The sequence below is a fragment of the Spongiivirga citrea genome (assembly GCF_010671565.1).
GTDB lineage: Bacteria > Bacteroidota > Bacteroidia > Flavobacteriales > Flavobacteriaceae > Spongiivirga > Spongiivirga citrea.
Window position 1 is genome coordinate 522166 of the sequence record NZ_JAABOQ010000001.1, and the last position, 15045, is coordinate 537210.

At 36.3% G+C, this 15045-nt stretch carries 17 protein-coding genes; 6 read left to right on the plus strand and 11 right to left on the minus strand.

Translation table 11 applies throughout. The features are described 5' to 3' along the window. The first annotated feature begins 19 nt into the window (after positions 1 to 19). Positions 20 to 682 carry a M15 family metallopeptidase gene (locus GWK10_RS02335; RefSeq protein WP_164029285.1) on the plus strand — a complete coding sequence of 221 codons (663 nt, stop codon included), beginning with the start codon at positions 20 to 22 and terminating at the stop codon, positions 680 to 682. A gap of 67 nt (positions 683 to 749) precedes the next feature. Here the strand turns inward: GWK10_RS02335 and GWK10_RS02340 are convergent, their stop codons facing one another. The 5 genes from GWK10_RS02340 to GWK10_RS02360 all read right to left on the minus strand — a co-directional run bounded on the left by GWK10_RS02340 (position 750) and on the right by GWK10_RS02360 (position 4755). Continuing rightward, complete coding sequence (locus GWK10_RS02340; RefSeq protein ID WP_164029286.1) at positions 750 to 1955, minus strand: hypothetical protein; 1206 nt, start codon at positions 1953 to 1955, stop codon at positions 750 to 752. 282 nt (positions 1956 to 2237) lie between these two features. Next, positions 2238 to 2819 carry a hypothetical protein gene (locus GWK10_RS02345; RefSeq protein ID WP_164029287.1) on the minus strand — a complete coding sequence of 194 codons (582 nt, stop codon included), beginning with the start codon at positions 2817 to 2819 and terminating at the stop codon, positions 2238 to 2240. A gap of 2 nt (positions 2820 to 2821) precedes the next feature. Beyond that, positions 2822 to 3676, minus strand: a complete 855-nt coding sequence (locus tag GWK10_RS02350; protein WP_164029288.1) for a hypothetical protein — start codon at positions 3674 to 3676, stop codon at positions 2822 to 2824. Further along, positions 3648 to 4229, minus strand: coding sequence for a hypothetical protein (locus GWK10_RS02355; RefSeq protein ID WP_164029289.1), 582 nt, complete (start codon positions 4227 to 4229; stop codon positions 3648 to 3650). Before GWK10_RS02355 ends, GWK10_RS02350 begins: the two co-directional genes overlap by 29 nt. Continuing rightward, positions 4213 to 4755 carry an RNA polymerase sigma factor gene (locus tag GWK10_RS02360; protein WP_164029290.1) on the minus strand — a complete coding sequence of 181 codons (543 nt, stop codon included), beginning with the start codon at positions 4753 to 4755 and terminating at the stop codon, positions 4213 to 4215. Before GWK10_RS02360 ends, GWK10_RS02355 begins: the two co-directional genes overlap by 17 nt. Before the next feature lie 124 nt (positions 4756 to 4879). On the opposite strand from GWK10_RS02360, the gene GWK10_RS02365 reads away from it, so the two are divergent. From GWK10_RS02365 to GWK10_RS02380, 4 genes are read left to right on the plus strand one after another with little or no spacing between them, the layout of a single operon-like run. Then, the gene (locus tag GWK10_RS02365) at positions 4880 to 5788 is read left to right on the plus strand and encodes an aldose epimerase family protein (protein WP_164029291.1); all 909 of its coding nucleotides are present in this window, start codon (positions 4880 to 4882) and stop codon (positions 5786 to 5788) included. A 26-nt stretch (positions 5789 to 5814) separates the two neighbouring features. Continuing rightward, entirely contained in the window at positions 5815 to 6360 is a 546-nt protein-coding gene (locus tag GWK10_RS02370) for a DUF2911 domain-containing protein (protein ID WP_164029292.1), read from the plus strand. Positions 6361 to 6365: 5 nt separating this feature from the next. Then, entirely contained in the window at positions 6366 to 7457 is a 1092-nt protein-coding gene (gene meaB / locus GWK10_RS02375) for a methylmalonyl Co-A mutase-associated GTPase MeaB (protein ID WP_394351623.1), read from the plus strand. Between the two features lie 55 nt (positions 7458 to 7512). Beyond that, positions 7513 to 8190, plus strand: a complete 678-nt coding sequence (locus GWK10_RS02380; RefSeq protein ID WP_164029293.1) for a hypothetical protein — start codon at positions 7513 to 7515, stop codon at positions 8188 to 8190. 62 nt (positions 8191 to 8252) lie between these two features. Here GWK10_RS02380 and GWK10_RS02385 read toward each other — a convergent pair whose 3' ends face one another. Genes GWK10_RS02385 through GWK10_RS02410 form a run of 6 tightly spaced genes read right to left on the minus strand, consistent with a single transcriptional unit; the run spans position 8253 to position 14098 of the window. Continuing rightward, positions 8253 to 8822: a phosphatase PAP2 family protein gene (locus tag GWK10_RS02385; RefSeq protein ID WP_164029294.1), complete on the minus strand. Its 570-nt coding sequence runs from the start codon at positions 8820 to 8822 to the stop codon at positions 8253 to 8255. A gap of 5 nt (positions 8823 to 8827) precedes the next feature. Further along, complete coding sequence (locus GWK10_RS02390; RefSeq protein WP_164029295.1) at positions 8828 to 9055, minus strand: hypothetical protein; 228 nt, start codon at positions 9053 to 9055, stop codon at positions 8828 to 8830. Continuing rightward, complete coding sequence (locus GWK10_RS02395; RefSeq protein ID WP_317164664.1) at positions 9055 to 10437, minus strand: MATE family efflux transporter; 1383 nt, start codon at positions 10435 to 10437, stop codon at positions 9055 to 9057. Before GWK10_RS02395 ends, GWK10_RS02390 begins: the two co-directional genes overlap by 1 nt. Before the next feature lie 52 nt (positions 10438 to 10489). Next, a complete protein-coding gene (locus GWK10_RS02400) occupies positions 10490 to 11806 on the minus strand; it encodes a phenylacetate--CoA ligase family protein (RefSeq protein WP_164029296.1) in 1317 nt (438 codons plus the stop codon). A gap of 14 nt (positions 11807 to 11820) precedes the next feature. Further along, positions 11821 to 13227: a M20/M25/M40 family metallo-hydrolase gene (locus GWK10_RS02405; protein WP_164029297.1), complete on the minus strand. Its 1407-nt coding sequence runs from the start codon at positions 13225 to 13227 to the stop codon at positions 11821 to 11823. Next, positions 13220 to 14098 (minus strand): PPK2 family polyphosphate kinase, encoded by an 879-nt coding sequence (locus tag GWK10_RS02410; protein WP_164029298.1) that lies wholly within the window; start codon positions 14096 to 14098, stop codon positions 13220 to 13222. The genes GWK10_RS02405 and GWK10_RS02410 overlap by 8 nt, the downstream gene beginning before the upstream one ends. 95 nt (positions 14099 to 14193) lie before the next feature. Here GWK10_RS02410 and GWK10_RS02415 point away from each other — a divergent pair, with 95 nt between their 5' ends. After that, positions 14194 to 14934, plus strand: coding sequence for a hypothetical protein (locus GWK10_RS02415; RefSeq protein WP_164029299.1), 741 nt, complete (start codon positions 14194 to 14196; stop codon positions 14932 to 14934). Positions 14935 to 15045 lie beyond the last annotated feature (111 nt).

A 15045-nucleotide genomic window follows, 5' to 3' on the forward strand; every position in this document is an offset into this window, starting at 1 on the left:
TAAAATTCAATATAAACTGATGTATCGCCTTTCTCTCTTTCTTATCCTAATTTCACTATCACTAACAGGTCAACAACTCCCCGACGGCTTTACTTATGTCAAAAACGAGATTCCTGATATCATTTTAGAATTACGCTATTGTCAAGATGATAATTTTGTAGGAGAAACTATCGACGGATATGAAGACGATGTTTGTATACTATCGAGTGAAGCTACATCAGCATTAAAAAAAGTTCAAACTGACCTTAAGAAAAAAGGATACGGATTAAAAATTTTTGATGCTTACCGACCACAGCAAGCAGTAAATCATTTTGTGCGCTGGGCGCGTGATCTTTCTGATAAAAAAATGAAAGCGCAATATTATCCCAATGAACCTAAAGCTCGATTATTTAAACGGGGTTATATCGCAAGTAAGTCAGGACATAGTAGAGGTAGCACGGTTGATATTACCTTAGTTGACAAAGATGGGAAAGAGGTCGATATGGGAACGCCTTGGGATTTTTTTAGTAGAAAATCGTGGCCTTCTAATACACAGATTACCAAGAAACAGCAAGTAAACAGGAGAATACTTCGTGAAGCGATGCTTAAACATGGTTTTAAGCCATTACGGACAGAGTGGTGGCATTTTACGCTAATTAATGAGCCTTTTCCCAAGACCTATTTTGATTTTCCTGTACAATAAAACAGGTACTTACATTGCTATCACCCAACACAAGTACCTGTTGCCTCAAACCAAAACACTTAGGCTTCTAATCGTTTAGTTGTTTTTTAAGTAGATCGATTTCTACTTGAAGTTTCTCAATCTCTAATTTTCTCAGATCAGGATCTTTATGATCAGCACATCCGCAATCGCAAATTGAACATTCTGAAACCTTTGGTTCGGCAATTACATTATGCGTACGAACACAATACTCCGTTTTATGAACTACTCGCGGTTTATTAAACTTGCTATCCCTAATCGCTTTGATACGTTTTAAAATCGCATTCTTAGATTTAGCCGGTACGTTCAACGCTGCAAATCTATTGTTCAATAATGCATCGTCAAGCTCTAAAAACTGACGTTCCTCTCTAGGATTTAACTGCTCAAATGACCTTGAAACACTTACATTCTTAGAAGGTTGACTAGCAGAAACTGCAGCTGCTGCAAATGCAACATTACTTGCGATATTGCTCGCTGCCTGGCTTCGATTTCCTAAATCTGCAAGTTCTAAAGTTTTAACAGGTAGAATCTCCTGAGTATCACTTACAGCTAATTGTTTCAGGATAAAAGGAGAACGATTACCGAATATCGGTGGTAATACTCTAACAATATCAAACTTTACTGACAAGAGTGATACTTCAAAACTATACTTCTTATGCAATTGTTTAAAGAAATAAGTAACCACTTTGCAATCATTCGGATTCTTAATTTTCCTTAGTGACCTGAAGCGATTTTCCACTTCGGTCTTAATATCAATTGCCACGTCATATTTGCGGCTAACACTCAGAGAGGTTTTTGCAATTACTTCGTTAAAGAAACTTTGATCGAAACTAAAATCTTGCTCAGCCGTTACCTCAGCTCCACCTCCAAATAGTCCGAAGAAGTTAAAGCCACCTCCAGCACTTTGGGTAAAATTGAAATCTTGGCTACTATTAAGTTCAACACGCATGGTGTTTTGTAGTTCTGTCTCAAACTCACTTTCTACCGATCGCTCTTCGTGAAGTGCTTTTGAATACTTAGAACGTCGCACAATTTCAACTTCCTGCTCTTCGCCTGGTAATAAGCTAAATGCATTGATCAAATTTCCAGGAGCAAAACCTTCAAAACAAGTTTTAATCTGATAATTTCTTGTAATTACTAGACGGAATGCTCCTAATCGGATGGTGTGATGTGTTTTGTACCTTGAGGTCCTACACGGATCACAACCATCAACAATTTCGGTACCTAAGTCATAGGTACATTGGTCCATTTTCATGATTGGTTGATTTAAATGATGCCTACTCTATTTATCGGCTTTTCGGTTTACGCCTAGTTCATTGATTTAGCCCTTGAACTTCACAAAATTAGATGTGCAAGGCCTATTAAATCAAGAGTAGAAATGCGGTATCGAATAAAGAAGACTACCCAATTTTAGAAGTATTTTTCCTCGGGAAATCAAAGTGAAAGGTGGTAGTAAGAAAAGGGGAAAGTAAGGTGCAGTTAAAGTAAATATCTATAAACCAAATTTGCAGTATTAAAGTAAAGTCAATTCATGTAACTATTGCTTTTTTAAAGTAACATTGCTGTATTTCGCATTTACATCAACTAATTTAGTGGAACTCGTTGTTCCGTTTTGTCCTAATAAGTAAATGGTATCCCAAGATTTCTTTTCTGTTACTTTTAAACTTTCAGGATGGTCTATTCTGCTGCGTTCACCCTGATATTTAAAATCATAAGTTGTGCTTGGTAAAACGATTACGGCATCGGTATTTTGTAAACTAACCAATACCGATTTGAATTTAGGATTTACCTTATCTATACTTAATGAGCCTCCTCTTGACGATAAAAATACATTCGTCATCACTTCATCAATAACAACGTCTGATGACTTTGCCAAAAGATTAAGCTCCTTTACATTTTTAAGTTGTACATCCTTAATATAATTTACGTTTAGGCGTCCGCCGTTCCAGTTATCAATGATAACTGGAGCGTAGGAACACTTAATTTCTGTTTGATCACCATCAATCACTTCAGCTAATAAGCTGCTATGTGATAAATCGGCTTTGATATTTCGTAGTACATTGGCCATTTTAACCTCGCCATGACGCACATTCATATTGAGTTTAGTGCCTTTTGGCATTTTTATAATGATGGTCTTTTCACTTTGGCACTATTCTCATCATCCTTGCCGCCGTAGACTCTGAAAAATGAATTCTGCCCTCCATCGGACCAAATCACACTTCCATTAGCACGCCTTTCCTGTTCGTATCTTTTTCCCTTGTCAACTCTACTATTTAGTTCTTTCTGACGCTTTTTTATTTTTTCTTCTCGTTCTTTCAGCAATTTTTCTCTACGCTCAGCATATTTACTCTTTCTCTCCTCCAATTGCTCCGTTCGCTCTGCTAAACGCTTAGCCCATTTTTCCATGCGTTCTTCCCAGTCTTCATCATACTTATCTTTATATTCTTTTTTCCATTTCTCTACGTACTTGTCGCCATCCTTTTTGTACTTCTCGTAGTCAAAACTAAACTTGTTTTTTCCTGAATACACAAATGGCATAGGGGGCATTTCATCAATAATGCCAAGTAAAGGTTCCACATCAAACTGCCCATGAAAATCAGGTAATACCCTAAATGAGTAATCATGATCTGTACGCCCACTTCTTGCTATTGTTGACGCAAATAAGCCACTTCCTCTGCCTGAGTTAATGTCAATCTCTCGACTATTTCCTTTTGCATCAAAATTCCAGTTCTTAATGTAGCGGTCTGCATCTTCCTTATCCATATCTTCTACGGTGATGGTCGCCACAATCTCGACGCGATCTTTGTCCCAGGTTTCGAACTGGACATCGGTATGGGTTGTGTTTACATTAAGGGTTACATCTTTGCTAACATCAAAACCTTCTTTATAAGTCTTGGTTTCTTGTGCAATTACTACTGAGCCAATCAATAGAAAAGCAATACAGATTTTAAATTGATTGATTATTAAATTGTTCATTTTTTGATTCTTTAAGTTCTTTAATCTTTTCATTTAAATCGAGCATCAACTGCAAGCGTTTTTGAAGATTATCTATTTGCGCACCAACGATTAACTCATTCGGACCGAACTCGTTTAACTCTTTATTTAACAATTGAAATTCATCGGTTAACTCATTTAGTTGATCCATATAGGAATCGAATAATGCCTTGGTTTCTTCTGTAGATTCAACCTGAGAAAGTTGATAATTAATGTTAGAGACATAGTAGTTCTCAATCTTTTTGAGATCAGGGGATATATCACCTAAAGAAAGTCCCTTTTCCTCCTCACTATCTATCTGGACAATAGTTTCCTGAGGATTATCGACCGATTTTAAGGATTGATACCAAATACCAAGTGAAACTAAGACAACTACAGAGGCAGCGGCTATCCATAAAAATGGATAATTCCCTTTTCGCTTCTCTGGCAATGCCTCTTCTAACTTATCTAAAAAACGATTTTCATGTCCCGATGTCAATTTAGATGTACTGTTTTCGGCCTCGGCTTCAAACATTTTTCTAAGATCCTGTCCCATTTCGTTTATGTTTTAAAAGTTCTTTGAGTTTTAATTTCCCTCTCATTAATTGTGTTCGTGATGCGGTTTCAGAAATCTGCAGTATTTCTGAAATCTCACTGTGGTCATACCCTTCCATTAAATACAACATGACCACATATTTGTATTTTTCTGGAAGTTGTTCAATAGCCTGTTTGACCTCATCGATTGAGATGGTTTCTTCAATTACCCAATCATTGTCATCAGCTATTGAAAGTGGTATATCGTCAATTTGAACCCAGCGCTCTTGTTCGGCTCTTAACTTGTCGATACTTTTATTCACTACTATTCGCTTTAGCCAAGCACCAAAAGTTACTTCTCCAGTAAACTGATGCAATTTTTGAAACGCTTTAATAAAGGCTTCTTGCATTACATCTTCAGCATCGTGCGTATTTTTCACAAAACGATTTGCTACACAAAACATGGCATCGCAGTACTGCTTGTACAATACCATTTGCGACCTACGGTCATTCTGCTTGCAACGTTCTATAATGTCAACTTGCGACATGCTGATTGGTAACTTGGTTTAGTTGATGTTCAGTTTTAAAGACGTAAGAAAGAAAACAGTGTGGCAAAAGCAGTTAATTTTAACATTTGATTATGTAATTTACGGCTGAAAATCCACAGCGAAATTGAGCAAAATCATTCTTGAAAATTCTCATTTAAAGGTTGAAATTTTGACCTATGGGGCCATTATACAACGTTTGTTCGTTAAAAAACATAATGACAATTGGCAAAATGTAGTCATTGGTTTAAATACTGAAGAAGATTATAAAAAAGGTAATCCAGCATACCTCGGGGCATGTATCGGTCCTTATGCGGGTCGGATTGATAAAGGAATGTTCCCTCTTGAAGGGAAGATAATTCAACTTGATTCAAAAGATGGTGTGCATCTTCATGGTGGTAAATCTGGATTTCATATGAGAGAATGGACAATTGAAAAATCCGGTAAAGGCGAGAAGCCATTCATAACACTTCACTTGAACAATAACCATGAGTATAGGGGTTACTCAGGGAATACTACAATTAAATTGACCTATACCTTAGTTAAAAACGAATTGCAACTGCATTATCATGGAACAACTGATAAAAGCACGCTACTAAACCTCACCAATCATTCCTATTTTAATCTGGGTGATGGACTTCCTATTACAGAACATACATTGTTTATAGATGCGGATCATTACTTAGAAACTGATAATCGCTTAATTCCAACAGGAAAAAAAATAAGAACAACTAATTCTGCATATGACTTTAAAACCAAGAGAAAGATAGAATCTCCTTTTTTAGATGACACTTTTATTCTAAATAACGATAAGAAAGTACAAGCTTGTTTGTCCTGTCTAAACACAGGACTGAAAATGGAAGTCATTACGGATCAACCTGGTATGGTCGTTTTCACTCCAAAAGAAGGTAATAGTATTTGCTTTGAAACGCAACACTTTCCGGATGCACCCAATCATCCTAATTTCCCAAATACTGTTTTGAATCCGAATGAAATGTATCTTCAGAAAACGGCATTTAAATTTTCGCTACTTTAGTAGTAGCAACCAAAATCAATCAAAAAATGAAAAAATTTATCGTTTGGACGGCATTAATACTTGGTATTTTGACCTTACTGTTCTTCTTCGTATTTGTGCCAATCATGAAAAGTAGTACCAAAAAACATAGTCCTGAAGAGACAATCACCTATACCAAAAACAACAATAACATCGAAGTTTTTTATTGTAGGCCGTATAAAAAAGGTCGGGAAATTTTCGGTGGACTCATACCTCTTGATGAAGTATGGAGAACTGGCGCAAACGAAGCCACAACTTTTGAAACCAAAAATGATCTTAGTTTTAATGGCGAGACCTTACCCAAAGGAAAGTATACCTTATGGACCAAACCAGGTTTAAGTAGCTGGCAGGTTATTTTTAATAGTGAACTATACGGTTGGGGCGTTTCATTTGGTGGAGTTGCCTCTAGAAAACCAGAATCAGATGTTTTAAAGATCACTGTTCCTGTACAACAGGTGCCAGAAGTAGAACAATTCACTATTTCATTTGAAGAGAATCCACAAGCAATGACGCTTTCTTGGGATCAGACCAAAATTAGTGTTCCCTTTCAATAATTAAATTGGATAGCAATAACAAAAATAAATCCGCTTTAAGCGAAAAAGATGGGGTTGAACAACCTCAAAGTATGAACTCAAGTGCTTCTTCTACAATAAAGAAAAAGAGAAGGCAGCAAATTGATATTAACACATTAGGACAACAACTTATTCAAGGGAATATTACTGCTTTAAGTCGCGGCATTACCTTGGTAGAAAGTGAAAATTCAAATCATCAACAACAAGCTGAGCAGCTAATTGAGTATTGCTTACCTCATGCCAATAAATCTGTTAGAATTGGCATTACTGGTGTTCCCGGGGTTGGAAAAAGTACATTTATTGAGGCTTTTGGTAACCATTTGACCTCTCTTAACAAAAAGGTTGCTGTACTAGCTGTTGATCCTAGTAGTAGCATTTCTAAAGGCAGTATTCTTGGTGATAAAACAAGAATGGAGGATCTCGTTAAAAACAAAAACGCATTTATTAGGCCTTCCCCTTCTGGAGATTCCTTAGGCGGTGTTGCCAAAAAAACAAGGGAGAGTATTATTCTTTGTGAAGCAGCTGGTTTTGATACTATTTTAATTGAAACAGTTGGTGTAGGGCAATCAGAAACGGCGGTGCACAGTATGGTCGATTTCTTTTTATTATTGAAATTGGCTGGAGCGGGTGATGAATTGCAAGGTATTAAACGTGGGATTATTGAAATGGCTGATGCGATTATCATTAATAAAGCGGATAAGGATAACGTGAAACGCGCAAAAATGGCTAAAACAGAATTCCAACGCGCGCTACATTTATATCCGCCAAAAGCATCTGAATGGATTGCAAAAACAGCTACCTGTTCTGCAATAGAAAATAAAGGCATAGACACTGTTTGGGAAATGATATCGGACTATGTTTCACAAACAAAAGCCAACAACTATTTCGAAGCCAACCGCAAAGAGCAAAACAAATACTGGCTTATTCAAACCATAGAACACCATTTGAAGTCTAATTTTTATCAGCGTAAAAACATCCAAAATTTATTAGATGAACTGCTACAGAAAGTTAAAGAAGGTCTGGTTTCACCTTTTAGTGCAGCAGCTAAACTATTAGATGAATATAAGAAGCTTAAATAGCTTTTAAGAACTATTTTTGCTATCAAATAATTAGAAAAAATTAAACCCGATCATATTGAAAGCTAAACTATCAAAATTAGAAATCTTCGGATTCAGTTTTTTACTGATCGTTTTTGTGCTAGGCCTCTATTTTGGTTTTACTGACGAAAACTACTTTAATTCAGTTTTTACAGTTGAAGACGGTCTTGTTGAATATTTAACTGCTCTTATGCTTATCGGTATATCAGTTTTATGTCTTTATCGTCTTTTTACCTTGGCAAAAAATAAGAAAGCCTTTTGGATTATTGGTACTGCTCTATTTGCCATACTTTTTATTTTTGGTGCAGGTGAAGAAATAAGCTGGGGTCAGCGCATTTTCGGGGTAGAATCAAGTGAATTCTTTAAAGAGAATAATGCACAAGGAGAAACCAACTTGCATAATATGGTAGTTGGTGGTAAGAAAGTAAACAAGCTTATTTTTAGTCAGTTATTAACCTTGATATTGGTTATTTACCTGATTATCTGCCCAGTTTTATACCGAAAAGCAAACTGGTTTAAGGATCTGGCTAACCGCTTTGCAGTGCCTATTCCCAAGTGGCCTCATACCATTGCATTTTTAATTAGTACCGCTGCAGTATTATCAATTCCTTCTGATAGAAAATGGGAAGTGTATGAATTGGCTTTTGGAGTTATTTTCTTGTTGATTTTTATCAATCCGCTTAATCTTGGGGTATTTACCAAAAATTCCAAATAGAAAATTTCAAGCTCGAATTTCCAATTTCAACAACTTTCAGATTGAGCGATTTCGCAAAGCACTTAATTTCGAATAAGCCGCTTAGAGGTCAAAGTAAACAGTTTATAAAATCCCCAACCAAACAACATCCCAAAACTCATTCCGGTGATAACATCTAGTGGATAATGAACTCCTATATAAATTCGGCTATAAGCAACAGATAATGCCCAAATTAACAAAAAAGCAGGCCACCATTTATTAGACCCTTTCAATAATAAGGCAAAGAAAGTTGCCACGGCAAATGAATTAGAAGCATGCGCCGAGAAGTAACCGAATTTACCACCACAGTAAGATTTAACCAATCGCATCTGGCTAAAAATCGCCTCATCATGACAAGGTCGTAAGCGAGCAAATCCATTTTTAAAAGCATTAGAAAGTTGATCGCTAGCCGTTATCATCAATGCAACAAAGACAAGTAATAATAATGTCGGTTTTAAACCAAGTTTCTTGTATGAGAAGAAAAGTAAAACTAAATAAAGTGGAATCGAGCTTAGTTTATCAGTAATAAACATCCAAAAACCATCCCAAGTTTCGGTTCCAAGACTATTTAGGAAAAGGAAAAGTTGTTGATCATAATTAATAAGCTCTTCCATAACCGCTATTCATCATATCTTGCAACCTCGCGATCATAAAAATCAGTTGCCTGTTGAATCATGTTCTCAGCTTCGGTTTCTAATTCTTTTTGATCCTCTTTATCAAAATCCTCTAGCCACTCGACTTCATCATTTTCTAGATTGATAATGAATCTTGGGAAATCAGTATGAATCACAAAAATTGCATCTGGAAAATCGGTATTATCGCCTAGTATGAATTTTGGTAGTTCCATTAAGTTTTATTCTTTGTTCCGATCAATCGCTTCGTTAAATGATCAAATCGAATATACAAAAATATTGCCGCTGTGGTGAGTCCGGCTAGCAATCCTATCCAGATTCCTGTACTTTTATATTCTGTGTGCAATCCTAAATAGTACATTACGGGAAAACCAACCAACCAATAGGCTATAAAGGTTATTAAAGTTGGTATTTTGACATCTTGCAACCCTCTTAATGCACCTAAAACTACAACTTGAATTCCGTCTGATAGCTGGAATACTGCTGCTGCTAATAACAGTTGGGCAGCAATTGCCATTACTTCAGTATTATCAGCAAAATTATCAGAATCATTTAGATCGACATAAACGGTCGGCAACACTTCATTAAACAATAAGAAAGTGGTTGCAAATACCGTCATAATCATTATTGTAAGCAAGAAAATAGAAAAGGCAATACGTCTTAGTTCCTTAAAATTCTGCAGCCCCTTTTGATTACCAACACGAATCATAGAAGCTACACTCATACCCATTGCCACCATAAAAGTCATTGAAGATAAGTTAAGTGCTATTTGGTTAGCAGCTTGCGGATTTTTCCCCAAAATACCCGATAACCAAATTGCTGATGTAAATATGGCTACCTCAAAAAACATTTGCATTGCACTAGGCGCACCCAAGCTTATTACTTTTTTAAGCATACTCTTGGCTAAAGTGAAGAACTTGATATTGGTTACAAATCTTTTTGACTTTTCCCGTTTTGCAAGCAACCCCCAAATAAAAATAACCATTACTAGGCGAGATGCTAACGTACCAATTGCTGCCCCAACAATTCCCATTTCAGGAAAACCAAACTTACCAAAGATCAATAGGTAGTTTAAAATAACATTGACCACATTGGCAATAAGCGTAGCAATCATTGGCAATGTAGTCATTGACAAACCGTCGCTAAATTGTTTGAATGCTTGAAAAATGATTAGTGGTATCAGTGAAAATGCAACGAGATCAAGATACGGAATAGCCAATTCTACTACTTCTTCAGGTTGTTTCATTAAATACATAATCGGCTTGGCAAAAAATACCATTAGAAAAAGTACGATACCTAAAACAGTACATAAGAAAAGACCATGCTTAAAGGCCGACTTTCCTGCTTCAAAGTTCTTAGAAGAATCTGCCTCGGCTATTAAAGGTGTGATTGCAGTGGAAAAACCAATACCAATAGACATAGCGATAAACATAAAGCTGTTACCCAAGGAGACGGCAGCAAGTTCTGCAGTACCTAATTGTCCCACCATGATATTATCTACAAATTGCACAAAAGTATGCCCTAGCATCCCCAGCATTACGGGAGCTGCTAATTTCCAATTATAGGCGAATTCTTTGGTGTAATTGGTTAGTGACACAGCAGGAATTTTACACTGTAAAAATACACTATTGCATTTCCCTTTTTAAGTTTTAATCGATAGGATTTTTAAAAGTATTCAACACTTTTTTACGCTTACCTGAAGACAGTAAGGGAATGGAGTCAATATAGTTAATCTGGATATTAGCATCCTGACCGAAGTGAGTCTTCATATAGTCCAAAATGTCTTGCTCCGCTTTAAATTTATTATTGATTACCAAAAATATTGCATATCCCTTTTCTGATATTTGGTCAAATTGATATTCAATAATTCCAGGATACTCTTCAAGATGTGTAGGTATAAAAGATGATACCAAATCACCTTTTGTATTAAAAATAGCATCCATTATTCTTCCCTCAATTCTCTCAAGAAATGGTGTCCCGTGCTCATCCACATTCATTACTCCTAAGTCGCCTGTGTCATAACGTATTAATGGCATCGCATAGTTAAAAAGATCTGTTACTACAATTCTGCCAACTGTTCCATGATCTGCAGGTTTATCATTTTCTAAATGAACTATTTCAACATAATAGCTCGCAGTGTTGATATAAAATCTATTTGGAAAGTCCGGATGATGTAATTGCTGTGCTATTATCCCATTTTCTGTATTTGAGTAACGAGATACAATAGGGACATTGAAAAAATGGGCAGCCTTTTTCTTTGTTGTATCCGATAATGCTTCGGACATGGCAATTAAAGAAGATACTTGGCTAAAATCATATTTTTTCTCTGAATCTTCCAAGTAGTTGACGAGTTTATCGAAGCCTGAAGAATATGCTAAAATCGATTTTTTAGTCTTATCTTTTTTACTAATATCTCGGCAAAATTCACTTATCAAAGCCTCATTCAATCCAATTATTTCATAAGGTTTAATGTTTTGCAGAAACGCATCCACTCCGCTTTTTCTAAGTGAAACATCCCAAAAACGAATAAAATACAATGGATACCCAATATTGTATCCTACCAACTTTGAAAAAAAGATAGTGTCCGCATTATTTCGCCTAACTTTATTGAGGTCTTGTCTTACTTTAAAAGGCTCACCAGTAGAACCACTTGTCGATTTGACTACGCAATCTGAAGCATTATAGCCTTTGGAATAAAACGAATCGTAGTTTGTAACTATTTGTTTTTTGCTAACTACAGGTAGCTCTAGGAAATCGGCATTTTCGTAGTTTTTGTAGAAAGGAACTGTGCTAGTAGCATGTTGCTTTAAACTATCTAAGTAATTGTTTACAACAACTTTTGTTTCTTCCTTATTTTGAGAATTAAAGATGCTTTCAATATCATCAACATATTTTCGAACAACTCCCCCTTTTACTGCATCAAAGGCCCAAAAACTTTTGGTGCGAACTTTCTCAAAAAAACCCATATTAAGAAGTGATACTAGCCTTTAATTTTAGGCTGTGGCTGTGTTTTCACCCCATACTTATCAAAAAGATAAATTAGTGATGTCATTGCAGCCGCTCCAAGTTCTAATTCTCTTTTATTTACTGCATCAAAAGTATCATTGGCTGCATGGTGGTAATCAAAATACCGCTGTGAATCGGGTCTTAAACCTGCCATTGCAATCTCATTATTTTTAAGTGGTCCAATATCGGCACCACTGCCCCCTTTTTCAAAGTAGTGAATAAGATAGGGTTTGAATAAAGGTTTCCATGCTAATACTTGATTAAAAGCAGCATCGCTTGCATCAAAGGAAAAACCTCTTGGACTAAATCCTCCCGAATCACTTTCTAAGGCAAACACATGACGCTCTCCTTTTTGCTTTGCAACCTCAGCATATTTACGTCCTCCTCGAAGTCCGTTTTCCTCATTCATAAACAGCACAACTCGTATAGTCCTTTTAGGTTTATAACCTGTTTCTTTTAATAGGCGAAGCACGTCCATACTCTGCACTACTCCTGCACCATCATCATGACTTCCATCACCAAGGTCCCAAGAATCTAAATGACCACCTACGACCATAATTTCATTTGGAAATTCACTTCCAGTTATTTGTCCTATTACATTGTGAGATTCTACATCTTTATATTGTTCACATTGTTGCTTGAAATAGAACTTTGTATCTAAATTCCATTTAATCATCTTACTCAATAGTTCGGCGCCATTTGTACTTATCGCTGCAGCAGGAATCCATTTTCTTTTTGGCAAATCTCCATAACTCATAGTACCTGTGTGTGGATAATCGTCTAATCGTAAATTCATCGATCGCACGATGACACCTACTGCTCCATACTTTGCAGCTTCTCGTGCACCTGCTGAACGCTGATCAACACAACCACCATAGGCACGAAAAGTGTTGATCAAATCGGCTTGCATTGGTCGATTGTAAAAAACGATCTTCCCTTTAATTTGTTCTTCCCCAAGACTATCTAATTGTTGTAGTGACTGCACCTCAATTACCTTGGCTTTCAATCCTTCTTTTGGAGTCGCTATAGATCCACCTAATGCACAAATTGGCACTTCATTTTTTGAACCCGGTTCTGCTTCGATATATGCAACTTCTTTTGGACCACGAACCCATTTTGGAACCATCACAGGTTGTAACCATACTTTATCTAATCCGAGTTCTTCTAATTGCTCTTTAGTATATTTTACAGCCTTTTCCGCATTCAACGATCCTGATAAACGTCCACCTATTTCATTTGACAAATGATCTAGCCATTGGTAACTATGTCCGTTAGTCAACGCTGTGTTATAGATATTTTTAACTTGAATTTCGTCATCACTTGATTGACTAAAAAGTGAGAAGCTTGACAATAGTAGCAGTACGCCTAAAAATTTATTCATTGTTTAGTTGATCTTTAAATTCATTGATTCGTAGTTTTACCTCATCATCTAATTCGGGCTCTTCTATATCCTTATATTGTTTTAGCCGATCGTACATGATTTTAGCGGTAATGTATCTGGCCGTCGGTTTATCATCTGCTGGAATAATATACCATGGGGCGTGCTTTTTTGATGTTCTATTGATCGCATCTTGATAGCAGCTTTGATAGCTATCCCACAATTTTCGTTCTTTCAAATCACCTGGTGAGAATTTCCAGTTTTTCTCTTGTAATTCCAATCTTCTTAAAAGGCGATTTTTTTGTTCATCTTTTGATAAATGAAGAAAGAATTTAAAGATGATTGTTCCGTTTTGAGTAATGGTTTTTTCGAAATTATTAATCTGCTCAAAGCGCTTATCCCAGAAATTATCGTTCACATCATCTACTGAATGAACATCAGGTAAGTTTTCTCCTAAAATGTATCCAGGATGTACTCGGGTTACCAAAACATTCTCGTAGTGCGTGCGATTGAATACAGAAAATTTACCTCTAGCGGGCAAGGCGATATAATGTCGCCATAAAAAATCGTGTGAACGCTCGAGATCAGTCGGAACTTTAAAGCTATGAACGACAACACCCCGACTATTAAAATCTTTAAACACTTCTCTGATTAAACTATCTTTTCCTGCAGTATCCATTCCTTGAATACACACAAGAACAGCATATTTACCATGTGCGTATAATGTATCTTGAAGCTTACCCAACTTTTCACGGACGTCTTCCAGTTCTTTTTCAACCTTTTTCTTAGATTCATCTAGATTAAAGGTTGTTGATCTTTTTTTTAGGTCAACTTCTGAGGTTACTTGGAAGTCGTTAATAGAAATCTTCTTCATTTAGTCGATTTAGTGTACTTATAGGTATCTAATATAGGTCATATCTGGAATTTTTTCCTACATTGTCAATTCCAAATTTTACAATACTTATTAAAATGAAAACTTTACTACCTACAGTTTTAATGCTGTCTGTCTCATTATTTATCAAAGGACAAGTATGTGATGATGCAGCTTCACAAGCATCTTATGCGTATTCGCATGCCAAAAAAGCCTATGACAGCAATAACAGAGATCATCTAACCCAAGCATCCGAAAGGGCGTATGAAGCTTTTGTAAAAACAAGAGATGCTGCCGAGAAATGTGGATGCAACGATGCATACAACAAAGCCTACGATGCAGTTGAATTAATATCAAAAGCTACAGATGTTGCTAAATGGGAAGATGGACGTTATTACGTGAAAAAATCTAGAACATTAGCACAAGAAATAATTGACGCCCTGGATCAATGTGCAGCCAATGGGCCTGTTGTAGAAGAAGTTTCTGTTGACGATAGTGGTTTAACTGAATTACAGGAGCAACAAAAAGCGTTAGAAGAGCAACAGAAGGCGCTAAAAGCTAAAGAAAAAGCTTTGAAAGAAGAAATGGCAGCGAAAGCAATTCAAAAAGAACGACTTCAAAAAGAGGCTTTCGTAAAAAAACAAAATGCAAGTATTATGGCATTTATTGAAAGTGCTAATAACATTTTAAGCACCACCAAATGTGATGATGTTTTAGAAACTACCGAAGCTGACAATAGCATTCTAGATTTAAGCATGACAGAAATTGAAGCTTATTTTAAAAGTGAAGCAGCTGATCTGGCAAAAGCTCTTGCTGATAAGTTGAAGGCTTGTAAGTAAGCATCTAAAAAAGGATCTCGATACATTTTCCTTCGTGCCTCGGAAAACACTCCATCTGACACTAGGTTAAACGATGTCAGATCGGGTATTTTTTGATTGAACGATAGTGAG